At 71.8% G+C, this 25,408-nt stretch carries 20 protein-coding genes and 1 tRNA gene; 10 read left to right on the top strand and 11 right to left on the bottom strand.

Annotated features, from left to right (window positions below; genetic code table 11):
* Window positions 1–8: 8 nt before the first annotated feature.
* From P8R59_RS02875 to P8R59_RS02840, 8 genes are all read right to left on the bottom strand, one after another.
* Entirely contained in the window at window positions 9–2,825 is a 2,817-nt protein-coding gene (locus tag P8R59_RS02875) for an alpha-L-rhamnosidase (protein ID WP_278102634.1), read from the bottom strand.
* Window positions 2,822–4,336 carry a glycoside hydrolase family 43 protein gene (locus P8R59_RS02870; RefSeq protein WP_278102633.1) on the bottom strand — a complete coding sequence of 505 codons (1,515 nt, stop codon included), beginning with the start codon at window positions 4,334–4,336 and terminating at the stop codon, window positions 2,822–2,824. The genes P8R59_RS02875 and P8R59_RS02870 overlap by 4 nt, the downstream gene beginning before the upstream one ends.
* Entirely contained in the window at window positions 4,333–5,457 is a 1,125-nt protein-coding gene (locus tag P8R59_RS02865) for a serine hydrolase domain-containing protein (protein ID WP_278102632.1), read from the bottom strand. Before P8R59_RS02865 ends, P8R59_RS02870 begins: the two co-directional genes overlap by 4 nt.
* Window positions 5,454–7,730, bottom strand: coding sequence for a beta-glucosidase (locus tag P8R59_RS02860; RefSeq protein WP_278103786.1), 2,277 nt, complete (start codon window positions 7,728–7,730; stop codon window positions 5,454–5,456). Before P8R59_RS02860 ends, P8R59_RS02865 begins: the two co-directional genes overlap by 4 nt.
* Window positions 7,731–7,906: 176 nt before the next feature.
* On the bottom strand, window positions 7,907–8,743 hold the full coding sequence (locus P8R59_RS02855; protein ID WP_278102631.1) for an ATP-binding cassette domain-containing protein: 837 nt from the start codon (window positions 8,741–8,743) through the stop codon (window positions 7,907–7,909).
* Window positions 8,740–10,602: a dipeptide/oligopeptide/nickel ABC transporter permease/ATP-binding protein gene (locus P8R59_RS02850; protein ID WP_278102630.1), complete on the bottom strand. Its 1,863-nt coding sequence runs from the start codon at window positions 10,600–10,602 to the stop codon at window positions 8,740–8,742. The genes P8R59_RS02855 and P8R59_RS02850 overlap by 4 nt, the downstream gene beginning before the upstream one ends.
* Window positions 10,599–11,540, bottom strand: a complete 942-nt coding sequence (locus P8R59_RS02845; protein ID WP_278102629.1) for an ABC transporter permease — start codon at window positions 11,538–11,540, stop codon at window positions 10,599–10,601. Before P8R59_RS02845 ends, P8R59_RS02850 begins: the two co-directional genes overlap by 4 nt.
* Window positions 11,541–11,601: 61 nt before the next feature.
* Window positions 11,602–13,125, bottom strand: coding sequence for an ABC transporter substrate-binding protein (locus P8R59_RS02840; RefSeq protein WP_278102628.1), 1,524 nt, complete (start codon window positions 13,123–13,125; stop codon window positions 11,602–11,604).
* Window positions 13,126–13,308: 183 nt separating this feature from the next.
* Between P8R59_RS02840 and P8R59_RS02835 the strand changes: the two genes are divergently transcribed.
* The 4 genes from P8R59_RS02835 (at window position 13,309) to P8R59_RS02820 (ending at window position 17,635) form a co-directional block, all read left to right on the top strand.
* The gene (locus tag P8R59_RS02835; RefSeq protein WP_278102627.1) at window positions 13,309–13,974 is read left to right on the top strand and encodes a TetR/AcrR family transcriptional regulator; all 666 of its coding nucleotides are present in this window, start codon (window positions 13,309–13,311) and stop codon (window positions 13,972–13,974) included.
* Complete coding sequence (locus P8R59_RS02830; RefSeq protein WP_278102626.1) at window positions 13,971–16,400, top strand: glycoside hydrolase family 2 TIM barrel-domain containing protein; 2,430 nt, start codon at window positions 13,971–13,973, stop codon at window positions 16,398–16,400. The genes P8R59_RS02835 and P8R59_RS02830 overlap by 4 nt, the downstream gene beginning before the upstream one ends.
* 141 nt (window positions 16,401–16,541) lie before the next feature.
* Window positions 16,542–16,970 carry a YdeI/OmpD-associated family protein gene (locus tag P8R59_RS02825; RefSeq protein WP_278102625.1) on the top strand — a complete coding sequence of 143 codons (429 nt, stop codon included), beginning with the start codon at window positions 16,542–16,544 and terminating at the stop codon, window positions 16,968–16,970.
* 50 nt (window positions 16,971–17,020) lie between these two features.
* Window positions 17,021–17,635 carry an asparagine synthase gene (locus tag P8R59_RS02820; protein WP_278102624.1) on the top strand — a complete coding sequence of 205 codons (615 nt, stop codon included), beginning with the start codon at window positions 17,021–17,023 and terminating at the stop codon, window positions 17,633–17,635.
* Window positions 17,636–17,657: 22 nt separating this feature from the next.
* Here the strand turns inward: P8R59_RS02820 and P8R59_RS02815 are convergent, their stop codons facing one another.
* Window positions 17,658–18,233 carry a TetR/AcrR family transcriptional regulator gene (locus tag P8R59_RS02815; protein WP_278102623.1) on the bottom strand — a complete coding sequence of 192 codons (576 nt, stop codon included), beginning with the start codon at window positions 18,231–18,233 and terminating at the stop codon, window positions 17,658–17,660.
* 88 nt (window positions 18,234–18,321) lie between these two features.
* Here P8R59_RS02815 and P8R59_RS02810 point away from each other — a divergent pair, with 88 nt between their 5' ends.
* A complete protein-coding gene (locus P8R59_RS02810; protein WP_278102622.1) occupies window positions 18,322–18,762 on the top strand; it encodes a tautomerase family protein in 441 nt (146 codons plus the stop codon).
* 9 nt (window positions 18,763–18,771) lie between these two features.
* On the opposite strand, the gene P8R59_RS02805 is transcribed toward P8R59_RS02810, so the two are convergent.
* Window positions 18,772–20,208 (bottom strand): helix-turn-helix transcriptional regulator, encoded by a 1,437-nt coding sequence (locus P8R59_RS02805; RefSeq protein ID WP_278102621.1) that lies wholly within the window; start codon window positions 20,206–20,208, stop codon window positions 18,772–18,774.
* 300 nt (window positions 20,209–20,508) lie between these two features.
* Here P8R59_RS02805 and P8R59_RS02800 point away from each other — a divergent pair, with 300 nt between their 5' ends.
* The 4 genes from P8R59_RS02800 (at window position 20,509) to P8R59_RS02785 (ending at window position 23,512) form a co-directional block, all read left to right on the top strand.
* Entirely contained in the window at window positions 20,509–20,664 is a 156-nt protein-coding gene (locus tag P8R59_RS02800; RefSeq protein ID WP_278102620.1) for a hypothetical protein, read from the top strand.
* Complete coding sequence (locus tag P8R59_RS02795) at window positions 20,661–21,839, top strand: low temperature requirement protein A (protein WP_278102619.1); 1,179 nt, start codon at window positions 20,661–20,663, stop codon at window positions 21,837–21,839. Before P8R59_RS02800 ends, P8R59_RS02795 begins: the two co-directional genes overlap by 4 nt.
* Window positions 21,840–21,869: 30 nt before the next feature.
* On the top strand, window positions 21,870–22,982 hold the full coding sequence (locus P8R59_RS02790) for a flavin-containing monooxygenase (protein ID WP_278103785.1): 1,113 nt from the start codon (window positions 21,870–21,872) through the stop codon (window positions 22,980–22,982).
* Window positions 22,983–23,203: 221 nt separating this feature from the next.
* Window positions 23,204–23,512 (top strand): hypothetical protein, encoded by a 309-nt coding sequence (locus P8R59_RS02785; protein WP_278102618.1) that lies wholly within the window; start codon window positions 23,204–23,206, stop codon window positions 23,510–23,512.
* A 125-nt stretch (window positions 23,513–23,637) separates the two neighbouring features.
* Here the strand turns inward: P8R59_RS02785 and P8R59_RS02780 are convergent.
* Window positions 23,638–23,710: transfer RNA gene (locus tag P8R59_RS02780), tRNA-Arg, on the bottom strand.
* 146 nt (window positions 23,711–23,856) lie between these two features.
* Here P8R59_RS02780 and P8R59_RS02775 point away from each other — a divergent pair.
* Window positions 23,857–25,353, top strand: a complete 1,497-nt coding sequence (locus P8R59_RS02775) for an L-serine ammonia-lyase, iron-sulfur-dependent, subunit alpha (protein WP_278102617.1) — start codon at window positions 23,857–23,859, stop codon at window positions 25,351–25,353.
* Window positions 25,354–25,408 lie beyond the last annotated feature (55 nt).

Genomic DNA, 25,408 nt, shown 5'->3' with positions numbered 1-25,408 from the left:
GTTCAGGGTCAGACGGCGCCGGTGGCCGCGCGGACGGCGCGGTCCACGCGGTCCAGGACGTCGGGCGGGGTGAACATGAGGGCGCTCGCGAGCGGACGCCCCGCGGCCCACACGGTGTCGTCGCGGACGGCACCGAGACGTTCGGGGGCGACCTCGGTGAGCGTGTCGAGGAGCGCGGCGTACGCGCGCGGGTCGTCGATGACGGCGGCCAGCGACGCCTCGAGCCCCGGGAGCGGGGGAGCGGTCGGGGCCGTGGGCACGGTCACCGTCCACTCGTGCGTTCCCGATCCCACGGTCGCCGGCGCGGTCGTCCCGTCGGCGGGGATGCCGGGGAGATCGACCTCCGCGGTCGTGTTCGGCGGCACCACGGCGGTGATGCGGACCGCGTCGCCCTCGCGTCGCCACCCCACCGAGGTCGTGCCGTAGGGCGTCTCGTGCCGCGCGGAGGCATGCTCCAGCGTCGCGAGCGGGCGCGGCGCGATCCGGAGGCGACGGTAGCCCGGCGTCGCCGGGGCGAGGCCGGCGACGGTGCGGTGCAGCCAGTCGGCCACGGCGCCCAGGGCGTAGTGGTTGAACGAGGTCATCTCACCCGGGTTCACCGACCCGTCGGGCAGGAGGCTGCCCCAGCGCTCCCAGACGGTGGTGGCGCCCATCGTGACCGGGTACAGCCAGGACGGGCACTCGGTCTGCAGCAGCAGCCGTTCGGCGGCGGCGAGATGGCCGCCGTCGCTCAGCGCGTCGGCGACGAGCGGTGTGCCGACGAAACCCGTGCCGATGCGGTACCCGCCCTCGCGGACGAGGGCCGCGAGGCGGCCGGCCAGGGCGCGGCGGGTCTCGGGGTCCTCGACGAGGTCGAACGTGAGAGCGAGCGCGTACGCCGTGGGGGCGTCGCTCATCATGCGGCCCGCGGGCGTGACGTACTCCGCCACGAAAGCGCGGCGGCTGCGCTCGGCCAGGTCGCCGTACCGCTTCGCCTCGGCGTCGTGCCCGAGGAGGGCGGCGGCGTCGGCCACGAGCCGCAGCGACCGCGCGAAGCACGCGGTGGCGACGATGTCGGCATCCACCTTCGCCTGGCCGGGCTTGTCGGGCGGGGCTGCCGGGTCGAGCCAGTCGCCCAGCTGCATGCGTCCGGCCCACAGTCCGCTGTCTCCGGCGTCGCGGTGAACGGCCTCGACCCACGCACGCATGCTCGGGTACTGCGCGGCGAGCACCGCGCGGTCGCCGAAGCGTTCGTGCAGCACCGACGGCACGACGGTGGCCGCGTCGCCCCACGCGGCGACGGGGCCGCCACCGGCGAAGGACGGCAGCGCCGCGGGGATCACGAGCGGGACGACGCCGTCGTGGCGCCCCTGCTCGAGGGCGAGGTCGCGCAGCCACGACGTGAGGAACCCGGCGCTGTCGAACAGGAAGCTCGCGGTGGGCGCGAACACCTGCAGGTCACCGGTCCATCCCAGTCGCTCGTCGCGCTGCGGGCAGTCGGTCGGGATCGACAGGAAGTTGCCGCGCATGCCCCACACGACGTTCTCGTGGAGCCGGTCCAGCAGCCCGTGCGACGACGAGAACCAGCCGGTGCGCACCAGGTCGCTGTGCAGCACGACGGCGTCGACATCGGTGTCGGCGACATCGATGCCCTCGATCTGCGCGTAGCGGAAGCCGTAGAAGGTGAAGCGGCTCTCGAGCACGTCGTCTCCGCCGGACAGGACGAAGGATGCCTCGGCCCGGGCGTTGCGGAGGGGACGCAGGGCCAGTTCGCCGGCGTCGAGCACCTCGGCGTGGCGGATCGTGACGCGCGTTCCGGCCGCGCCGCGGACGCGGAGGCGGAGGCGTCCGACGAGGTTCTGTCCGAAGTCGAGGATCGTGCCCCCGGACGGCGTGGGCAGGCGCGCGGCCACCGGCAGCGACTGGATGCGCCGCACCGGCGGAGCGATGCGCGCCTCGGGCGTCGGCACCGTTTCGTACCCCGGGCGGGCGACGGCGCCGACGCGGGCGGGGGCCCAGCTCGCGCCGTCCGCGACGGTCTCGCCCGTGCGGCCCAGGTCCTGCTCCTCGCCGGCGTAGATGCCGCTCGCGCGGACGGGGCCGTCCGGCGAGGCCTCCCACCCGGGGCCGGTGGCCGCGACGGTCTCGGTCGTGCCGTCCTCGTACGTCACGCGCAGCTGCGCGAGGAACGACGGCTGGTCGCCGTAGACACGGTCGGTGAAGGTGAAGAACCCGTACTTCTCGGTGTACCAGGCGCCGGCGAGCGTCGCGCCGAGCACGTTCTCGCCGACCCTGAGCAGCGCCGTGACGTCGACGGTCTCGTGCACGAGCCGGTCGCGGTACGAGGTCCATCCGGGCGAGAGCACGTCGTCGCTCACGGGCGTCGCGTTGATCTCGGGCTCGGCCGCGCCGAGCGCCGTCCAGAACAGCAGCGCCCGGCGCACCGGACGCTCGAGCCGGAAGGTGGTCCGCATCAGGGCGGGCTGGGCCGCGGTCACGGGGTCGGAGAGCCCGACGGGCGCCGCGATCCACTCGTCCGTGTCCAGGAAGCCCGCGGCGACGGCGAGCGGCGGGCTCCACGGGCTGATCGCGCCGGCGGTGTCGGTGACGCGCACGCGCACCTCCCGCTCCTCGCCCGCGGTCAGCGGGCGGAACGGCCAGTCCACGAGCACCGACTCCCCGCCCGCGAGCGCGACCGTGTCGACGCCGTCGGTGAGCTCGGCGCCGCTCTGACGCCAGTCCGACGTCGCGGTCCGTACGCGCCACGAGAGGCGCGGGAGCGCCGTCGCGACGAACGGGCCGTCGTCGCGCAGCTCGGCTCGGACGGTGACCTCGACCGCGCTCATGCGTCGTCCCCCTCGGAGGTCCAGTGCGCGGCATCCACTCGGCCCTCGCGGGCGTAGACGCCCACGACCCGGCCCGTGAAGGATTCCGCCGTCTCCGACGACAGGAACCGACCGTCGACCTCGGCGAGATCGATGCGCCGGCCGTCGACCGTGGCGGCGAGGTGGAAGACGTCGCTCGTGCGGGCGAATCCGCGCTCGACGTCGGGGCGGCGCGACTCGATGTGCAGGGTGACGCGGTCGGAGTCGACGGATGCCGCCCACTCCTGCACGAGACCGGCGACGTTCGCGCGGGCGACGATGCGCCCCGCGCCCGCCTCGACCTCGACGTGGAAGCTCTCGTCGTAGCGCACGGCGAGGCCGCCCACCCCGGCGGTGCAGTCCAGGTCGAGCGAGGTCGACTGGGTCAGGTGCTCCTGGCGGCGACCGACGAACACCGGGCGCGGGTCGTCGAGGCTCGAGCCGTCGGCCCGCAGTACCAGCCACCCCGGGCGGGTGGTCAGGTCGGCGAGCTCGGTCGGCAGTCGGCGCGGCGTGATCCACTCGCCGTCCAGCGGAACCTCCGGCGAGAACGTCACGTCCACGCGCGTGCCGGAGCGCGGGTTCAGGGTGACGGGTTCCATCGTGGGCCAGCCGTCCGCGTGCCACTGCACGCGGGTGACGAACGTCTCGCGACCGAGCGCCGAGAACGCCCGCGTCATGCTGCGCGGGCGGACACCGAGCAGCACGCACAGCCACTCGCCGTCGGGACCGATGACGAGATCGCCGTGACCGGTGTTCTGGACCGGGCGGATCGTGGATCGCGCCGACACGATCGGGTTGGCGGGGCCGGTCTCGAACGGGCCTTCGGGACGATCGGCGCGGGCGATCGACACACCGTGTCCGCGCTCGGTGCCGCCTTCGGCGATGAGCAGGTACCAGCGCCCGTCGATCTCGTACAGGTGCGGAGCCTCGGGGAACTGCCCACCGGTGCCGGACCACAGTGACCGCGGTTCCTCGAGCGCGCGGTGCGTGTCGAGGTCGACCCGGGCCTGCAGGATGCCGAGGTGACGCCCCGCCCCCTCGCCGCCGAGGATCAGGCCCGAGTACGTGATGATGGCGACGCCGTCGGCATCCCACGCGATGTCGGGGTCGATGCCGTCGAGCGAGGCCCGGCCCTCGGAGTCGGTGATCAGGTCGCCGTCGCTCCAGGGCCCCGCGGGGTCGGTCGCGGTGAAGTGCAGCATGCCCCGGCCCATGGCATCCGTCACGACGAGGTGGAACACGCCGTCGCGGTGCCGCAGGGTCGGCGCCCACGCGCCGCCCGCGGTGCGGACGTCCTCGACGCCGAGCTGCCCCGGACGAGTGGCGACGTGGCCGATGAGCTCCCACGTCACGAAGTCGGTCGAGCGGTGGATCGGGATGCCGGGCAGGTACTCGAACGTGGAGGTCGCGAGGTACCAGGTGTCGCCGACGCGCACCGCGGAGGGGTCGGGGTGGAAGCCGGGGACCAGGGGGTTCGGGTAGTCGGTCATGCGCCTGTCCCCAGGATGCGGCCGATCTCGGCCGCGAGGGAGACGGCGCGGGGGTCGCCGCCGCCCGGCCAGGGGCCGCGCACGATCGTCCATGCGAACGCGACCCCGCTGTCGGGATCGACGCACGCGAAGCAGCCCGCCGCGCCGTCGTGCCCGAAGGCCCGGGGTCCGCCGAACGGCATCGCGGCGGACGGCTTCTGGAAGACGATCGCGTGGGCGCGGTCCGGCTGGCCGAGGACCTCGTCGAATCCGCGGACCTGCTGCTGCCCGATCGCCGCGACCGTCTCGGTGGACAGGAACGGTGCACGCCCTTCGACGCCGGTGACCGCGGCGGCCAGCAGCCGTGCGATCCCGCGGGCGCTGCCGGTCGCAGACGTCGCCGGGTGGCCGTAGCCCCAGCTGCGGCGGTCGTTCGCCATGTCGACGCTGGAGCGTCCCGGGCCGAAGACGAGCGCTCCCAACGGCGTCGTCTGCCGCTCGCCCGGACCCGTCGCGGGCGGAACCATCGGCAGGACGTCGACGCGGCGCGGTTCCTGGTCGGCGGGGAGGCCGAGGAAGAAGTCGATGCCGTGCGGGGCGCGGATCTCCTCCTCGTAGAAGGCGTGCAGGCTCCGGCCCGTCACGCGCTGCACCAGCTCGGCACCGAGCGTGCCGATCGTCACGGCGTGATACCCGAAGGCGCTCCCCGGATGCCAGAACGGCACGCTCGCGGCCAGGCTCGCGGCGGCCGCGGGCTGGTCGAGCAGGTCGAGGAAGTCCAGGGCCGGCGTCGCCTGGGGGAGGCCCGCCTGGTGCGACAGCAGCTGACGCACCGTCACCGTCGCCTTGCCGGCCGCGGCGAATTCGGGCCAGTACTCCGCGACGGGCGCGTCGAGATCGAGGAGCCCCCGTTCGACCAGGAGGCCCGCGGTGATCCCGATCGTGTTCTTCGACACCGAGTACGGCACGAGGACGCTGTCCTCGCGGAGGTGCGGTCCGCCCCACACATCCAGCACGGGGGTGCCGTGGTGGAACGCCGCGGCCTGGAACGACAGGTCGGGGTCTGCGGCGAGGGCCGCCGCCAAGCGGTCGCCCGCTGCGGTGAGCCGCGGGTCGACGTGACCCCGCAGGAGTCCCGTCACGCGCCCGCCTCCCACTCGACGCTCAGCGGTGTCTCCACGACGGAGGCGCCGACGCGCAGCGTGAACACGCCGGACTCGACCTCCCAGCCGCCGTCCCAGTGCGCGAGTCGTCGCGCGGGAACACCGACGCGGACCGTGGCGGTCTCCCCGGCCGTCGCGCGGACGACGCCGAAGCCCACCAGCCATCGCGCGGGGCGGTCGACCGCGGAGTCGGCGCGCTCGGCGTACACCTGCACGACCTGGCTGCCCGTGCGGGCACCCGTGTTGGTGAGGGTGACGACGAGATCGTCACCGTCGCGATCGACGGCGTCCCACGACCACGTCGTGTACCCCAGGCCGTGGCCGAAGGGGAACGCGGGGCGGACCTCGGAGCGCAGCCACGCGCGGTACCCGATGTGGATGCCTTCGCTGTAGCGCAGCACCCCCTGGTCGGGTGTCACGTCGAGCACGGGGACGTCTGCGAGCGCCGCCGGCCACGTGGTGGGGAGGCGTCCGCCCGGCTCCGCGGCGCCGGTGAGGACGTCGGCCAGTGCCGTGCCGAACTCCTGGCCGCCGAAGTAGCCCTGCACGATCGCGGCGACGTCGTCCGCCCACGGCAGCACGACCGGAGAACCGGCGTTGATGATCACGACGGTGCGGGGGTTGGCGGCCACGACCGCGCGGACGAGGTCGTCCTGGCGCCCGGGGAGGTCGAGGTTCTCGCGGTCGTAGCCCTCGGACTCGACCTTGGAGTTCGTGCCGACCACGACCACCGCGACATCGGCTCGGGCGGCGGCGGCGGCCGCGCGGGCGATGAGCTCATCGGCATCCGTGTTCTCGGGGGCGATGCCGAGCGTGACGCTCATCGCCCCGGGGATGCCGCCCTCGGCGCGGTCGAACTCGGCGCGGACCGCGATCTCCCGTCCCGCTTCGACCCGCACGGGCGCGGTCAGCGACGGCGGGTTGAGGAACGCGGCACCCAGGTCGGTTCCGTCCACGACGGGGGAGTCGTCGAGGACGAGCTCCCCGTCCACGAAGAGGCGGCCGGGATTGGCTCCGGCGAAGCCGAGCTCGATGTCTCCGGTCGTCTCGGGGGTGTAGACGGTCTCCAGGACGACGGTGCGCGACTGCGCGATCGGGGCGTCGCCGCCGAACCACACCAGCGCGGTCGCCCGGCGGTCCTCGGCGTACAGCTCCCCGTCGTCGCCGAGGAACGTCACCCGCATTCCGGGTCCGCCGGTCACGGGGTTGCGCAGCTGCGCGAGCGGGATCTCGGCCACGCCCTCCTGCACGACGGCGCCGAGCTCGTACGTGACGCGGTCGGGTCCGTAGACGCGACGCAGACCCTCGAGCGGCGAGACGATCCGCTCGGGGACGACCGTCGCGCTGCCGCCGCCCTGCGTGCGGGCGTCCCGCGCGTTCTGCCCGATGACCGCGAGGGATGCCACGGCGGCGGGTTCGAGGGGGAGGATGCCGTCGTTCGCCAGCAGCACCGTGCCGGCGACCGCCGACTCGCGCGCGAAGGCCGTGGCATCCAGGGGAGCGGGCTCGATCGCGGGGGCGTCGCCGAGGGCGCCGACGCGCTCGGCGAGGAGCAGCATGCGCAGCACCTTGCGGTCGAGGTCGGCCTCGGGGACCCGCCCGTCGCGGACGGCGTCGGCGAGATCCGCCCACGCGGGGGCGGGGCCGGGCATCGCGAGGTCCTGCGACGCGGTGGCGGCATCCAGCGACCGCACCGCGGTCCAGTCGCTCATGACGACGCCGTCGAAGCCCCACTCGGAGTTCAACGGGGTCTCGAGCAGGTCGTTCTCTGTCATGGTCACCCCGTCGACGGAGTTGTACGCGCTCATGATCGACCAGGCGCCGGCTTCCACGGCGCGTTCGAAGGGGGCGAGGTAGAGCTCGCGCAGCGCGCGCTCGTCCACCTGCACGTCGACGGTGAAGCGGTCCGTCTCGGAATCGTTCGCGACGTAGTGCTTCGGGGTGGCGGCGACGCCGTTGTCCTGCAGTCCGCGGACGTACGCGGCGCCGAGCTCGGCGGAGAGCTCCGGATCCTCGCTCAGGCACTCGAAGTGCCGGCCGCCCAGCGGCGAGCGGTGCAGGTTGATGGTCGGGCCGAGGACGACGTCGACGCCCTTGCGCCGCGCCTCGGCGGCGGCCGCCGCGCCGTAGCGGTAGGCCAGTTCGACGTCCCACGACGCGGCGAGGGCCGAGCCGGAGGGCATGTTCAGCGAGGGCTCGCGCTCGTCCCACCGGGGGCCGCGCACCCCGGCGGGGCCGTCCGACAGGGTCATGGCCCGCAGGCCGATCTCGGGCAGCGGAACGGTCGTCCAGAAGTCGGCGCCCTGCACGAGGGCCGCCTTCTGGTCGAGGGTCAGCTTCTCCAGGAGGGGGAGGAGGTGGGCGGTCGCGGGCGCGTCGACAGAGGGCAGGGTCACGATGATCTTTCCGGGTGCGAGAGGGACGACGGTCAGGATGCCGAGGAGGCCAGGAGCGCGCGACGGGCGGCGCGACGCTCCTCCTGCCGGTCGGGGTCGGGGACGGGTGCGGCCATGAACAGGCGCTGCGTGTACGGGTGCTCGGGTCGCGAGGTCACGCGCTCGGCAGGGCCGGTCTCGACGATCTCGCCCTTGTACATCACGGCCACACGGTGACTGATGTGGCGGACGACCGCGAGGTCGTGCGTGACGAACAGGTAGGCCACCCCGGTGCGGTTCTGGATGTCGATGAACAGGTCGAGCACGCGCGCCTGCGTCGACAGGTCGAGCGCGGAGACGGGCTCGTCGCACACGATGAGCTTCGGCCGGAGGGCGAGCGCCCGGGCGATGGCGATGCGCTGACGCTGGCCGCCGGAGAACTCGCGGGGGAGGCGGCTGCGCGCGTCGGAGGGGAGTCCCACCTGATCGAGCAGGTCGCGCACGCGGGAGCGCGCCTCGGATCCCGCGACCCCCGACGCCGTCAGCGGCTCGGCGAGGATCTGCTCGATCGTCATCGAGGGGTTGAGCGACGAGTACGGGTCCTGGAAGACGACCTGGATCTCGGAGCTCAGCGCGCGGCGCTCGGCGCGGCCGAGGTGCGAGATGTCGCGCCCGTCGTAGGTGACCGTGCCGCCGCTGACCGGGGCGAGCCCGAGGACCGCGCGACCCAGCGTCGTCTTGCCCGAGCCGGACTCGCCGACCAGGCCCATCGTCTCGCCGGGGAGGATGTCCAGCGACACGCCCTTCAGGGCGCGGAAGGGCTGGGCGCGGAATCCCTTGCCCGGGTACTCGACGACCAGGTCGTCGACCGTGAGCAGCGGAGCGGTCATGCCCGCACCCCTTCCTCGGCGCCCAGCGGCGGCCGTGCCGGACCCTCGTCGAGGATCGCGTCCAGCAGCGCCCGCGTGTACGGGTGCTGCGCTTCGGTGAAGATCGCCCGGACCGGGCCCTGCTCGACGAACACGCCGTTCTGCATCACCGTCACGCGGTCGCAGAGGTCGGCGACGACGCCGAAGTTGTGCGTCACGAGCAGCATCGCCATGTGCCGCTCCTTCTGGAGGTCGCGCAGCAGCTCGAGCACCTCGGCCTGCACGGTGACGTCGAGGGCGGTGGTCGGCTCGTCGGCGATGATCAGTTCGGGATCGGTCGAGACGGCGCCGGCGATCAGCACGCGCTGCGCCATGCCGCCCGAGACCTCGAACGGGTACGCGTCGAAGGTCCGGGCCGGGTCGGGGATGCCGACGCGGGCGAGCAGCGCGAGGGCGCGGTCGCGCGCCTCCTTCTTCGACAGCCCGAGGTTCTTGCGCAGGGGCTCGACGAGCTGGCTCCCGATCGTGAAGGCCGGGTCGAGATTGCTCATCGGCTCCTGCGGGATGTAGGCGATGCGCTTGCCGCGCACGCCCGCGTAGACCTTCTCGTCGGCGTCGGCCAGTTCGGTGCCGTCGAAGAGGATCGAGCCCGCCGTGACCGATCCGCCGCGGGGGAGGAGGCCAAGGACGGCGAAGGCCGTCTGCGACTTGCCGGAACCGGACTCGCCGATCAGGCCGTGGACCTCGCCCTTGCGGACGTCGAGCGAGACGCCGTGGACGACCTCGATGTGGGAGCCGTCCGCCTGGTCGTACCCCACGTGCAGGTCGCGGACGCGCAGGAGCGTGTCGGTCGCCTTGCTGCGGGTGTCGTCGGCGTGCACGATCACGTCGCTCTCCACGATCGGGAGCTCGTCCGGGTCGAGGACGTCGCCGCCGCTGAGCGAGACGGAGGTGGTGACGGCGGCGATCGAACCGGTCCGGCTCGACACCGCACGACGGCGCCGGCGGCGGACGGTGACGGTGCGCTCCAGCTCGTCGCGGAGGACGTTGGCCAGGAGAGTGAGGGCGATGCAGGTGAGGGCGATCGCGAGCGAGGGCCAGACGAGGCCGGCCGGGTTCTTGTAGATGTTCTTGAACGCGTCGGTGAGCATCGAGCCCCAGGTCGGGACGTTGGCGTCGCCGAGGCCGAGGAACTCGAGTCCGGACTGGATCGCGATCGCGATGCCCGAGACGATCGCAGCCTGGATGATGATCGGCGCCCGCACGACCGACAGCACGTGCCGCCCGATGATGCGCGTGTCGCTGAGGCCGGAGACGCGGGCCGCGTCGACGTAGAGCTCGCCGCGGACGGCGGTCACCGAGGCGAAGACGAGACGGAAGAAGCCGGGGGAGAGCAGGATGCCGAAGATCACCATCGACAGCCACACGGAGGGGCCGAGGACGGCGCGCGCCGCGAGCAGCACCACGATGCCCGGGAGGGCCATGGTCAGTTCCGTGACCCAGGTCGCGACGGTGTTGAACCAGCCCTGGTAGTACCCGGCGATGAGGCCGCTGACCACGCCGATCAGCACGGCCACGACGACGGCGACGAGGGCGGCGGCGATGCTCGTCTGCGTGGCGGCCAGGAGGCGCGACAGCACGTCGCGGCCGCTGCCGTCGGTGCCCAGGAGGTGCGCGGAACTCGGCCCCGACAGGATGTTGCGGATGTCGGCGAAGTTCGGATCCTGCGGGGCGATGAGCGGGCCGATGAAGGTCAGCACGGCGACGATCGCGAGGAAGATCAGCGAGACGAGCCCGACCGGACGGCGCACGAGCCGGCGGAACAGGGCGACCCGGACCGGGGCGACGGGGACGGCGGGAGGGACGGCGATGGCGGTCATGCGAGTCGCACCTTCGGGTTGAGGGCCGCCTGGGCCAGGTCGATCAGGAGGTTGACGACGACGACGATGATCGCGAAGGCGATCACGAGCCCCATGACGACGGGGATGTCGCCGAGGGTCGTCGCCCGGACGCTCAACTGACCCATGCCGGGGATGGCGAAGATCTGCTCGACGATGACGACGCCGCCGAGGAGCCCGACGAACTGCACCGCGAGGACGGCGAGGGCGGGGCCGCCGGCGTTGCGGAGCACGTGCTTGTAGACGACGGAGCGTTCGCTCAGGCCGCGCGAGCGGAGGGTGCGGACGTAGTCGCGGGAGGTGGCGTCCAGGACGGAGCCGCGGACCTGCTGCGCCACGGTCGCGATCGCTCCGATCGAGAGCGCCGTGATGGGGAGGATGACGGAGGAGAGCCAGCCGCTCAGGGAGGTCGTGAGCGGCGTGAAGCCCGTGGCCTTGAACCAGCCGAGGTTCACGGCGAAGACGAGGACGAGGACGAGGGCGATGAGGAAGCCCGGGACGGCGAAGCCGACGAGCGAGAGGAACTGCACCGTGGCATCCACCGCTCCTCCGCGGCGCGCGGCGAGGACGCCCAGCAGCACGGAGAGGATGGCCGACACGAGCGTGGCGCCGATGACGATCGAGAGCGTCACCCCGAGGCGGCCGGAGACGCTCGTCGAGACGAGCTCGCCGTTGAACCAGCTCCGACCCAGGTTCCCGGTCAGGGCGGAGGTCACCCAGTCGGTGTACTGCGTCCACAGGGGTCGATCGAGCCCCAGTTCCGCGGTCTTCTTGGCGACGGTCTCGGCGGTGGCCTGCTCACCCAGGATGCGGCGGGCGATGTCGCCGCCCGCGGCATAGAGGAGCGTGAAGGCCAGCAGGGAGATGACGGCGACGAGGACGACGCCGGACAGCAGCCGGCGCACGATGAATGCAAGCATGTGTGGTCCCTCGGGGCGGACCGGGCCCACCCGGTGAGTGCGGGTGGGCCCGGTCGGCGGGTCAGTTCTTCGGCGAGAAGTCGAAGATCGACGGGTAGGCGTTGGTCGGCCAGAACTCGAGGTTCGTGTTCGGGTCGGTGGCGAAGGTGCCCTGGACGCGGAAGAACGGGGCGAACCAGGCCTGGTCGACGAGGTACTTGTTGAGCTCCTTCAGCGCGGCGTCGGACTCGGCCTGCGAGCCGGTCTGGATCGTCGAGATGAGCGCGTCGACCTTCGGGTCCTCCGACTTGAAGGGGTTGAAGGTGGCGTTCGGCGCGATCATGAAGTTGATCAGCTGCCAGTCCGGGTTCTGCTCCAGCGCCATCCAGGTTGCCGGGAACTTCGGCGCGAGCATGTCGGCGATGAAGTTGGCCGCGCCGGGGTCGGTGTAGTTCACCGTGATGCCGATGTCGGACAGCTGCTGGGCGACCAGGTCGAACGTCTGCTGGAACGCCGGGGTGGTCGGCATGTTCAGCGTGAAGCCGTTCGGGTAGCCGGCCTCGGCGAGAAGCGCCTTCGCGCCGGCGGGGTCGTAGGCGTAGGTCGAGTCCAGCGACGCGTCGTAGGCGACGGAGGTCGCGGGGAACACCTGCTCGGTGACGGTGCCGTAGCCGGTCTGCAGCGACTGCAGCAGGGCCGGGCGGTCGAAGGCCATGTTGATCGCCTGGCGCACCTTGACGTCCGCCAGCTCGGGCGCCATCGTTCCCGCGCGGTCGAGCAGGAGGAGGCCCTGGAAGTCGAGTTCGTTGGACTCGATCGTCCAGCCCGCGCCCTCGACCTCGGTGATCGTGTTGTTGTCCGCGATCTTCGCGCCGTTGAGCTCGCCGGCCTTGATGGCGTTGATGGTCGCCGTGACGTCGTCGAAGACGTTGATGGTGAGCTTGTCGTACTTGACGGCGTCCTTGTTCCAGTAGTTCGGGTTCGCCGTGTAGTTGTACGTCGTCCCGGTCACCGAGGAGGCGGTGTCGAGGATGTAGGGCCCCGAGCCCACCGGGTTGGTCGACACGTCGGGGTTGTCGAACGAGGACGGAGCCTCGACGAGACCGGGGGCGATGGACAGCAGGTTGATCAGCGAGGGGTCCGGAGCCGTCTGGGTGATGGTGACCGTCGTGGCGTCGGGGGCCGCGAACGTCTTGCCGGCCAGGGTCGCCGCCTGCGGCGAGGTGCCGTCGCGGAACCGCTCGAGGCTCGCGACCACGGCGTCGGCGTCGAGCTTGGTGCCGTCCGAGAACGTCACGTCGTCGCGCAGAGTGAGGGTCAGAACGGTGTTGTCGTCGTTGTACTCCCAGGCGGTGGCGAGCCACGGCTCGATCTCGCCCTGGGAGTTCTTCTGCAGGATCGTGTCGAACACGGCCTGGAAGAACGGGCTGCGGTTGCCGTACTCGGCGCCGGCGCCGATGTCGTAGCTGGTCGGTGCGGCGATGGCACCGAGCGTCAGCTGCGCGCCTGCACCGTCGCCGCCGCCCCCGGTGTTGTCACCGGCGCATCCGGTCAGTGTCAGCGCTGCAGCGACGGCGAGGGCTGCTGTGGCCTTCCATCGGAACATCCTTGTCCTCTTCTCTCTGGCGGGGCTCGGGTGAGTGGCCCTGCGGCGAGAAGCTAACACCAAATCCGAGTGCCCGCTAGATTTTTGCAGCAAAAAACTAGCGACTACTAGAAATTCGTTGTAGAACGGTTCGTGAGAGGGCTCCCACCCGACGATCGGTCCGATGGGCGTTACGGTGATGCGATGACGGAGACGACGCAGACTCCCCGCCGGCAGCGGGGCGAGTATGCGAAATCCGAGGCGACCCGGCAGGCGATCCTGGATGCCGCGCTCGAGGTCTTCGCCGAGGCCGGCTACCGCTCGGGGTCGCTGCGCGAGATCGCGCAGCGGGTCGGTATGAGCGAAGCCGGTCTCCTCCATCACTTCCCGCGCAAGAGCGCGCTCCTGCAGGCGGTGCTCGACCACCGCGACGAACTCGCCCGGTCGATCGTGGACTTCACGAAGGACGACGGGGTCGAGACCCTGCGCAACCTCGTCGACCTCGCGCGACACAACGCCTCCGTCCCCGGGGTGGTCGAGCTGTACTGCACGGTGTCGGCGGAGGCCACCGCGCCGGATCACCCGGCCCACGACTACTTCCGCCGCCGCTACGAGCAGGTGCGCCAGAGCACGCGCGAGGCGTTCGAACGCATCCAGGCCGCCGGACGGCTCGCCCCGGGGCTCGACCCCCGCCGCGCGGCCGTCGCCACGATCGCCCTCATGGACGGCCTGCAGGTGCAGTGGCTCCTCGACCCCGCATCCACCGACATGGCCGAGGCGCTCGCCGAGTACTTCCGGGGCTCGATCCGCGGGTTCGATCTGACCGCACTGGAGGACCTGCTCGACACGGTGGCCGAGGACGCCCCGTGATCCGCGAGCCCCTGCTCCACGGCTGGACCGTGGGGCCGAAGCTCGGCGCGTTCGAACAGCGCGACGCAGCCACCGCGTTCGTCCCGGTCACGCTCCCGCACGACGCCCTGCGCGACCTCCCGCGCGATCCGGGCAGCCCGCAGGGGGTGACGTCGGGGTACTACCCGGGCGGTGTGTTCGAGTACGTCCACGAGCTCGTGGTCCCCGAGGAATGGCGCGAGAAGACGGTGCTGCTGGAGTTCGAGGGCGTCTACCGCGACGCCGTCGTGTTCGTCGACGGCGACCGCGCGGCGCACGAGGCGAGCGGCTACGCCGCCTTCACCGTCCGGCTGGACGCGTACCTGCGCTTCGGCCGCACGAACCGGATCACCGTCGAGGCCCGCGTCCACAAGGACTCACGGTGGTACACGGGAGCCGGCATCCACCGTCCGGTCCACCTCGTCGTCGCCGATCCCGTCCACCTGGCCCTGGATGCCACGCGCATCGTCACGTCCGATGTCGACGACGAGCGCGCGATCGTCGCCGTCTCGTCGGTGGTCGAGAACGAGACCCGCCACACGCGGACCGTCCGGGTCCGGTGGGAGGTGACCGCGCCCGACGGCGCCGTCGTCGCCACCGGCGACTCGCCCGTCTCGGTGCTCCCGGGCGAGCGCGCGACGGCGCGCCAGCGCCTCACGGTGCGCGATCCGCGCCGCTGGGGGATCGACGACCCGCAGCTGTACGGTCTGCGCACGACGCTCGTCGAGGAGGGCCGCGAGACGCCGCTCGACGCGGAGACGCGGGTGTTCGGCATCCGGACCCTCCGGCTCGACCCCGTGCACGGTCTGCGGATCAACGACGAGAGCGTGACGCTCCGGGGCGCGTGCGTGCACCACGACAACGGGCCGCTCGGGGCCGTGGCGATCCCCGCGGCCGAGGACCGCCGGATCCGGTTGCTGAAGCAGGCCGGGTTCACCGCGATCCGCAGTTCCCACAACCCCGTGAGCCGGGCGATGCTCGACGCCTGCGACCGGCACGGCATGGTCGTCATGGACGAGCTCGGCGACGTGTGGACACGGGCGAAGACCGGTTTCGACCACTCCGTCGGGTTCGCCGATCACTGGCGCCGCGACGTCGAGGCGATGGTGACGAAGGATGCCAACCACCCCAGCGTCGTGCTGTACTCCATCGGCAACGAGATCCTCGAGCTCGCCGGTGCTCACGGCGCGATCTGGAGTCGGCGCCTCGCCGAGGCCGTGCGCGAGCTCGACGGCACCCGCTTCGTGACCAACGGCATCAACGGGATCATCGCGAATCTCGACCGCATGGGTGAGGCGATGGCCGAGGCGCAGGCTTCGGACCCCAACAGCCTGATGGCGACCATGGGCGAGCAGATGGCGCTGCTGAACGCGTCGGACCTCGTGACCGAGTCGATCGAGGAGTCCGCGGCCGTTCTCGACGTCGTGGGATTCAACTACGCCGACTCGCGGTACGCGCTGGATGCCGATCTGTTCCCGAACCGCGTGATCGTCGGCTCGGAGACGTTCCCCGAGCGCATCGGCGCGTTGTGGCCGCTCGTGTCGAGCCAGCCCCACGTGATCGGCGACTTCACCTGGACCGGCTGGGACTACCTCGGCGAGGCGGGGATCGGACGCGTGGACTACGCGGACGAACCCGGGTACACCGACACCGGCACCGCGGGACCGTACCCGTACCTCGCGGCCGAGTCCGGCGACCTCGACATCACCGGTCACCGCCGGACCGTCTCGTTCTTCCGCGAGATCGTCTACGGTCTGCGCCGAGAACCGTTCATCGCGGTCCATCCGCCCCGCCACCACGGTCGGCCGACGGCGGTGACGCCGTGGTCGTGGGACGACACGGTCGCGTCGTGGACCTGGGGCGTCGCCGCGGGCGCGCCCGTGAGCGTCGACGTGTACGCCGACGCCGACGAGGTCGAACTCTTCCGCGACGGCGCGTCGGTCGGCGTCGCTCCCGTCGGAGCGGTGCGCGAGTACACCGCCCGCTTCGAGACCGAGTACGTTCCGGGCGAGCTCGTCGCGGTCGCTCGACGCGGCGGCGTCGACGTCGGTCGGACGTCGCTGCGCACGGCGGCGCCCGAGGTCGCGCTCACCGCCCGGGCGGAGGTCGACACGATCGCCGCCGATCCCGACGCGTTGGGGTTCGTGCGGATCGCCCTGGAGGATGCCGCGGGCATCGTGCCGTGCGATCGCGACGTGCGCGTCACCGTCGAGGTCGACGGTCCCGCGGTGCTCGCCGGCCTCGGAACCGGCCGCGCGGCGACGGAGGAACCGTTCTCCGCGGCATCCGTGACGCTCTTCCACGGCCGTGCACTCGCGATCGTCCGGCCCACCGGCCCCGGGGAGATCCGCATCCGGGTCTCGGCCGAGGGGTATCGCGACACCGCGGTCGGCGTCCGAGCCGAGTGACCCCGGATACGACAGAAGGCCCCCGAGTACTCTCCGAGGCCCTCCGCAACGCATCCGACCCTATGGAGACGAACGGTTCGTGACCCGGGGATTGCCAAACCGGCGCTGTTGGCCTAAGCGAGTCTCTGCCACACTCGCCGAATGAGGTTCGAGACGACGCTGCTGCAGATGGGCAACAACACCGGCATCGAGGTGCCCCCCGAGGTGGTCGAGGGGCTGGGCGGCGGCAAACGCGCCGCGGTCACCGTCGACGTCAACGGGTACGTGTACTCCAGCACGATGGCCGTGATGGGCGGACGCCAGCTGATCCCCTTCTCGGCCGACAAACGCAAGGCGACGGGCCTCGCCGGTGGCGACGCGATCACGGTGGAGCTGACGCTGGACACCGCCGAGCGGACGGTGGAGCTCCCCGACGATCTGGCCGCGGCGCTCGCCGAGGCCGGCGTGCGTGCGGCGTTCGATGCGCTGGCCCCGAGCACGCGCAAGGCGCACGCGGGAAGCGTGGCCGAGGCGAAGGCGCCCGAGACGCGCGCCCGCCGCATCGGGAAGATCGTCGCCGCTCTGACCTGACCGCGGACTCGGCCGCGCGCCTCGGACGGTAGCCTGGAGCGGGAGGTCGCGTGGGCCGGACGAAGGATGCCATCGCCGAAGGGCTGTCGATCGCGACGGCCGCGGCGCGGCTCACCGTACGCAACCGCATCCTGGTCGAGACGATCGCCCGCGGGGGACACTTCGACGGCGAGGTCTTCGCCGAATTCGCCCGCGAGACCCTCCGTGCCCTCGCCACCGAGCAGGACCAGGCCGCCGATCGCGTGACCCAGCAGCGCAAGCGCGCCTGGGGACGTTTCTCCGACTCGTCGGGCACGCACGACTACCGCGACCGCGACACCCGCAACCTCCGGCGCCGCGCCCGTCAGTCGCACGGTGTCGCGAAGGAGCTGCGCGCGTTCGCCGACGACCCCGAGCGCGTCGACGCCCTCGTCGCCGCGGCCCGCGCGGCCGCGTGGGGCGATGTCGAGGCGAACCTCTCGAAGCGGCTCGACGTCGAGGGGATGACGGCGGATGCCGATCCTGACTACGCCACGATGCGTCGCGCGCGCATGGACGCGCTGCGCATGGTCGACCTCGCGCGTCTCGCCTCGCAGGCGAAGAAACGGGCGAAAGAGCAGTCCGCGGCGGCCGGTGACGAGGCGGAGGCTCCGGCACCGAAGAAGAAGAAGTCGACCTCGGCCTGAGCCCGCGGCGTCCCGCCCGCGGTCAGCTCGCAGCGAGTGTCCGGATGTAGCTCTCCAGGCCTCGGGCGGCGGCATCGAACGGGTCGATGGCGCGCTGGGCCCGGCTGAGGACCACCGCCCCCTCGCTGCCCGCGATGAGCAGGGTCGCCGCGCCCTGCGCGGCATCCGCGGGGATCCCGCCGTCGGTGAGGAGTGACGCCAGGGTGTCCGTCCACTCGCGGAAGACGTTCGAGGCGGAGTCGAGGAGATCGGTCGAGACGGTGGCCACCGTCACCGCCGTCGCGGAGCACCCGATGCGGAAGTCCGCCTCGACGAGCAGGTGCCGCCACATGGCCAGGAAACCGGCGGCGACCTCTTCGGCGGGGCGCCCGCGGAGCTGCTCGAGGCGCGCGCGCAACCGGTCTCCGGCGGCTTCGACCGCGTGACGGACCAGTTGATCCTTGCCCTCCGGGAAGTGGTGATAGATCGAGCCGCGCGGGGCGCCGGTGAGTTTCAGGACCTCGGAGAAGGACGTCTCCTGCAGCCCGCGCTCGGCGAGCAGGCGCGCGGCGCCCCCGATCATCGCCTCTCGCGGACTCTCTTTCCCCCTGTCGACCACCTTGAGAGTATAGGTCCGCGTCTTGACTATGACGGTCGTCATACATAACACTGGCACCGCACCAGTTCCCCGAGCCAGGAGATGACCCATGCCCATGATCGACGTGTACGCGACCGCCGGAACCTTCCCCGATGCGCACGCGCTGGCGCGGACCCTCGCGACGACGCTGATGCGGATCGAACAGGTCCCCGACATTCCGATGTTCCGCGAGAACACCGCCGCGTTCGTCCACGAGCTGACCGCCGGCCGTCTCTCCAACGTCGAGGGGGAGTCCGCCTACGTGCGCGTCCAGGTGCTGACGAACGCGGGCGCGCTGGACCGCGACAAGCAGATCGCGGTGGTCGAGCAGTTCACGCGGATCGTGGCGGATGCCGCGGGAGACCCGTCGCTCACGGCCCGGACATGGGTCCTGTTGACCGAGGCCGTCGACGGCGGGTGGGGGTTGGGGGGTCGTGCCCACACGAACTCCGAGCTCATCGACGCGGCGCGCGCGCAGATCGCGCAGCTGCAGGCCGGTGGTCCCGCCTGACGGCACGGATCACGACGGCCGCGCCGCGCCGCCGAATCCGATGTCGTCCAGAAGAAGGATCAGCTCGGTGCGGGAGCGCACCCCGGCCTTGCGGTACACGGCGCGGGTCTGGGTCTTGACGGTGTTCACGGACACGTGCAGCTCGATCGCGATCTCGCGCATCGTCGTGCCCGCGAGCAGTGCGCGAGCCAGGACCTCTTCTCTCGGGCTGAAGGCGGGGATGGCCCGTGCAGCGCTTCGTGGGGCCGGGGTGAACGTCCGGGCGTCCCGGACACGCTGCGACAGACCCGCCGCCGCTTCCCCCGCCCGGGAGAACAGGGCGTCGGTCTCGCCCGGGGGGAGCAGGAGCAGGTCCACGATCGATCCCGTGCTCAGCGCCGTGTGGACACCGTCCGCGAACATCGCGTCGGCCGCCGGCGCGTGGCCGAGCCGGTGCAAGGCGACGGCGCGGTTCAGCGACACCGAGGTGAGGGTCCGCAGCGCGTGCTGATGGCCCATCCGCAGACATCCGTCGGTGGCGCGGAGACATTCGCGCCACCATCCGATCCCGAGGTACGCGGAGGCCCGGACCGACTCGAGACACACCACGTGGCCCGCGGGGGAGGACCGCTCGTGAAGCACCGTCAGCGCGCGCAGGTGGTCGCCGCGCGCGATGAGCGTGCGAGCGGTGAGCGTGGCCGCCAGCGCCCGCAGGATCGGAGGGAATCGGTCGTACGCCGTCGCATGCAGGATGCTCGTGGCTTTCGCCGACGCCTCGTCGACGCGGCCGTCGAGGAGTCGAGCGAGCGCGGCCATCAGGGTCGCGGCGGCTTCGGCGGTGTCGTGGACGGGGGATCGTCGACGCAGCGTCTCGGCACAGTCGCTCAGAACCCACGCGTCGGCCTCGGCGGCGGCGAGCACGGCGCGGGTGTAGACGACGAGTCGTTCGACGCGGGCCGGCGGGCCCGGCGAGGCGCCTTCGATGAAGCGTCGGGCGTGGGCGGACTCCCCGTTGAGGGCGCGCGCCAGTGCAGCGAGGGCGACCGCCTCCTGCTGCATGATCTCGTCGGGGTGCTCGCCGAGCGCCACGCGGGCATTCTCCGCGGCGTTCAGAGCGCGGCGCAGCGAACCGCCGGCGAGGGAGATCTCAGCGACGATGAGCCAGCCCCAGGCGCGGGCCCGGGGTTCGATCCCCGCGTGGGTGGACAGCGTCTCCCACGCGACCGCGGCGAGGACCGACGCGGCGGCGTCGTAGGACGCAGCCGAGGCGCGGGCGCCGGCGATGGCTGCGGCCGCGTACCACCGTTCGGCGCCGGAGAGCCGCGCGATCACCGAGGTCGGGGTCCGCGCGAGGGTCGCGATGACGGCTGCCGGGATCCGGTCCGGATCGTGGCGGAGTGCGAAGACATGACGGGATGCGACGACGACGTCGCGGAGGTCGGTGTGCGTCGCGCCGGAGGGGGACACGTGAGGGTCCATTGGCTCGGACAGTGACATCGGCTCTCCCTTCGGGTCGACGGGGCCGGCATGCGGGAGCCCCGTCACCACAGGGGAGTGCGGTCGGCACCGAAGGTGACGCGGCGACGGCGAATCCGTGTCCGACATTGCGTATCACCCACGAATTCACCCGCTCCGACCGACAAAGGGGCCCCGGTGGGCCGACTCGGCCGGATGGTCGCGTGTAGCTTGCTGTCGCTGCGTGTCGAACGCGCCGCCGCTGGAGCCGCGTCCTCGGGCGGTGATCACTCCCCGTTCCGGAGGACCCCGATGACATCCGTCTCCGTTCCCCTCGTCGTCCAGCGAGCCGTCGACGCCATCAACGCCGGCTCCTGGCGCAGTCACGTGTTCACGGGGGAGTCCAGCGCCATCGTGACCGCCGTGGGCGACCGCATCGGTTCGTTCCGCATCCCGCCGCACGCATGAGCGGCTCGATCCTGGCCCGCGCCGGCCTGGTGCGGATGACGGGGCGCGACCCGCATCAGCATCACCGGGTGGCCAGCCCTCTCGAGCTGTTCTTCGACCTCGTCTTCGTCGTCGCCGTGTCGCAGGCGTCGCAGAACCTCCACCACGGTGTCGTGGAGGGGCACGCGGCGTCGGCGACCCTGACCTACGCGATGGTGTTCTTCGCGCTGTGGTGGGCGTGGGTCAACTACACCTGGTTCGCCTCGGCTTTCGACACCGACGACTGGCTGTACCGGGTGATGACGATCGTGCAGATGGGCGGCGTCCTGATCCTCGCCGCGGGTGTCCACGACGCGATGGTCGAGGGGCGCTGGGACACCGTCACCTGGGGCTACGTGGTCATGCGTCTGGCCATGGTCGGGCAGTGGGTGCGGGTGGCCCTGTCGGATCCGTCTCGGCGGAGGGTCGCGATCCGCTTCGCGGTGGGCATCTCGATCGTGCAGCTGCTGTGGGTGGCGCGCATCGCGTTCCCTCCCGAGGTGCAGTTCTGGACGTTCTGGCCGGTCATGATCCTGGAGTTCCTCGTGCCGGTGTGGGCGGAGCGCGTGCAGGGGACGCCGTGGCATCCGCACCATGTCGCGGAGCGCTACAGCCTCTTCACGCTGATCGTGCTGGGGGAGAGCCTGCTGGCGTCGGCGAACGCGATCATCGACGCGCGCAACGCCGAGGGGCACTCCGGCGATCTCGCCGTCCTCGCGATCGCGGGTGTCGTGCTGGCGGCGGGCATGTGGTGGACCTATTTCTCGCGCGAGCAGGGCGACGGGCTCGGTGCCGGGCGTCGGGCGTTCACGTTCGGGTACGCGCACTACTTCGTCTTCGCCGCCGCCGGTGCGGTGTCGGCGGGGATCGAGGTCGAGCTCGACCTGATCACCGGAGCCGCGGAGCACCTGGATGCCGGTACCGCCTCGCTCGCGCTGACGATCCCGGTCGCGGTGTTCCTGGTGGCCAGGTGGGCGGTGCTCCTGCGCGGGCGGATCCCCGCTTCCGCCTCGGCGCTGTTCCTCGCCGCCGCGGCGCTCGTGCTCGCCTGCGCCCTCCTGCCCGTGGTCACGGTCGTCGGCACCGCCGTCGCGGTCGTTCTCGCGGTCGTCGTGCTCGAGTACCGGCGCAGCCGCGACCGGCTGAGCCGCCCCTGAGCGGATCCGCGCCGATAATCGAGCGTGGGCATTTCCGCGGAAGACCGGCGTCGCGCGAGCGTCGTCGTCATCGGCGCGGGTCAGGCGGGGCTCTCCGCGGCCTACCACCTCGCCCGCGCCGGATTCGTGAGCGCGCTGGACCCCTCGCGCGACGGGGACGCGCCGTCGTTCGTGGTGCTGGATGCCGAACCCGCGGCGGGCGGCGCCTGGCGGCACCGATGGGAGTCACTGACGATGGCGACCGTGAACGGGATCTTCGACCTCCCCGGCTTCCCGAAGCCGCCGATCGATGAGTCGGCGCCGAGCCGCGACGCGGTGCCCGCCTACTTCGCCGCGTACGAGCAGCACCTGCGGCCGCCGATCCTGCGCCCGGTGACCGTGAGCGCGGTGCGCTACGCGGATGCCGACCCCGACGGCGACCTGATCGTCGAGTCGACGTCGGGGGTGTGGGAGACGCGTACGGTCATCAACGCGACCGGGACGTGGAACAACCCGCTGCTCCCGCACTATCCCGGCCAGGAGACCTTCCGCGGTCGGCAGTCGCACACCCGCGACTACGTGTCGCTCGAGGAGTTCGCGGGTCTCCGTGTGGCGATCGTGGGCGGAGGCATCTCCGCGGTGCAGCAGCTCGAGGAGATCTCCCGGGTGGCGACGGTGTTCTGGTACACGCGGCGGGAACCCGTGTTCTGGGAGGGGGACTTCACCCCCGAGACGGGGCGGGAGGTCATCGCGAAGGTCGTCGCCGACGTCGAGGCGGGAAACCCCTCGGGAAGCGTCGTCTCGTACACCGGACTGTCCTGGCTGCCGTACGCGGTCGCGGCTCGGGAGCGCGGCGCCCTCGTGCGTCGCCCGATGTTCACCGCGATCGAACCCGACGGGGTGCGGGAGGCCGACGGGTCGTTCGCCCCGGTCGACGCGATCCTCTGGGCGACGGGGTTCCGTCCCGACCTCGCACACCTCGATCCGCTCGGGCTGCGGAACGAGCGCGGGGGAATCCAGCTGACGGGAACCCAGGTCGCCGTCGAGCCGCGCGTGCACCTCATCGGGTTCGGACCGTCGCAGTCCACGGTGGGAGCCAACCGGGCCGGCCGCGACGCGGTCCGCGCCCTGCGGAAACGGCTGATCACCGCCGACGCGATCTGAGTCCGCCCGCTACCAGGACGCCGGTTGCCTCGCTATGGTGCGCGGCCGGAGGGCATTCCCGCGGCGACTTCTACGCGCGCAGCAACCCGGCTTCCCCGAACCGTGTCGCGAACAGCTCGCCGCGAGGTCGTCGGTGCGACAACTCGCGCCGCGTCAAGCCCACTCGGTCGGCGCCACCTGTCCGTATCGTCGTCACCGTCGCGCGAGGCTGAGGGGGCGGGGTGGATGCCGCCATGACATGGGTCTGGGTGGCGAGCGCGGTGATGGGGCAGAGCGTGTACATCGCCGGGATGCTCGTTTTTCACCGACGGAATCCGACCGATCGCGTTCCGTTCTTTCACCGCCCCGAGAAACGCTTGCGGGCATTCTTCGTGGTGGGAATCGGCTTCACGGTGTTCGGAGGAGTGATACTCGCCCACGGCGTCGAGAACGGCTGGCTCAGGGCCCTGACCGTATTCGCCTGCTTCGTGCCTTCGCTCCTCGCGCAGGTGGGTGTGAATCTTCGGGTGGCCACGCTCCGCCGGCGCTGATCACGCGACCGTAGCTCGCGACCGCGTCCAGGATCCGTGCCCATGTGCAGTCCGAGCGTGCAAGATGGAGACAACAACGGCCCCCGCCGAAGCGGAGGCCGTTGTTTCACTGTCTCAACACAGTGTGCGCCCGAAGGGACTCGAACCCCTAACCTTCTGATCCGTAGTCAGATGCTCTATCCATTGAGCTACGGGCGCAGGGCCTCCGCGCGAAACGGCGCGCAGGCCGTGGTCCAGCATAGACGGAGAAGCGGTGGAGGTCTAATCGGCGCCGACGGCACGGCATCCCGGGCGTGGCGAGCCGGTGTCCGGACGGTGACGGGGGCGCGACGTACGCTGTTCCCATGAGCGCCTACGTCTCGGCGTTCGAGTTGTTCTCCATCGGAGTAGGACCCTCGAGCTCCCACACGGTCGGCCCCATGAGGGCCGCCGCAGAATTCGCCGCACGCCTGCGTTCCACCCGGACGCTCGATCGGGTGGCATCCGTCTCCTGCGCCCTGTACGGATCGCTCGGCGCGACCGGCATCGGGCACGGAACCCCGGATGCCGTGGTCGCGGGCCTCCAGGGGCTCGAACCCGAGAGGGTGGATCCGGATGCCGTGCGCCGGGCGTGGTCGGACTGGCCCGACGGCCAGGAGCTCGCCCTGGCCGGGAGCCATGGCATCCCGTTCTCGAAAGCCGACATCGTGCTCGCGCCGCGCACGCGCCTGCCCGGCCACCCGAACGCGATGACGCTGTTCGCGCGTGACGCCGACGGCGCGATCCTCGCCGACGAGACCTACTACTCGGTCGGCGGCGGGTTCATCCGCCGGGAGGGCGAGCCGCCGCGGGTCGCCGCCGCTCCCGTGCCGTTCCCCTACACCGACGCCGCGTCGCTGATCGCGCTGTGCGACGAGCACGGCATCACGATCGCCGAAGCCGCGCGCCGCAACGAGGAGGCACTGCGCTCCGACGAGGAGATCGCCGAGGGACTGGACCGGATCTGGGATGCCATGGCCTCCTGCGTCAACGCCGGTCTGCAGCACGACGGTGTGCTCCCCGGCATCCTGAAGGTCAAGCGCCGGGCGTCGGTCATCCGCGGACAGCTCGAGGCGATCGAGGCGGAGGGGCACCGCGAACTCCCGGGGGAGTGGCTGGGTGCGTTCGCCCTCGCGGTGAACGAGGAGAACGCCGCCGGAGGGCGCGTGGTGACCGCCCCCACCAACGGTGCAGCGGGCATCCTCCCCGCGGTGGCGATGTACTGGTGGCGGTTCCTCGCGGATTCCGGACTCGGTGTGGGCAACGCCGTCACCCCGCACGGCGAGCTGGTCGGGAGCGCGCTGCTCGGCTTCCACGGTCACGCCGCCACGCGGGACGAAGCCGCCGGGTGGGACGACGCGCAGGTGGCCGAGGCCAATCGCCGCCGTGGCATCCGTCGCTTCCTCCTGACGGCGGCGGCGCTGGGGTCGCTGTTCAAGAACAACGCGTCGATCTCGGGTGCCGAGGGTGGATGCCAAGCCGAGGTCGGCTCCGCGTGCGCCATGGCCGCGGGCGGACTGACGGCGGTGATGGGCGGCACGAACCGGCAGATCGAGAACGCGGCCGAGATCGCGATGGAACACCACCTCGGTCTCACGTGCGACCCGGTCGGCGGTCTCGTGCAGATCCCGTGCATCGAACGCAACGCGATCGCGGCCTCGACGGCCGTCACCGCCGCGCGCCTCGCGCTGCGCGGCGACGGCACGCACTACGTGTCGCTCGACACCGTCGTGGAGACGATGCGGCAGACCGGCATCGACATGTCGACGAAGTACAAGGAGACGAGCGAGGGCGGCCTCGCGGTCAACGTCATCGAGTGCTGACGCGCGGGCGGTCGGCGTCGTCCCCGGGCTTCAGTGTCCAAGACACGCCGATGCC

Source organism: Microbacterium proteolyticum, assembly GCF_029639405.1.
GTDB lineage: Bacteria > Actinomycetota > Actinomycetes > Actinomycetales > Microbacteriaceae > Microbacterium.
Note: the sequence above shows the minus strand (reverse complement) of the source record. Positions and strands in the feature narration are given on the sequence as shown.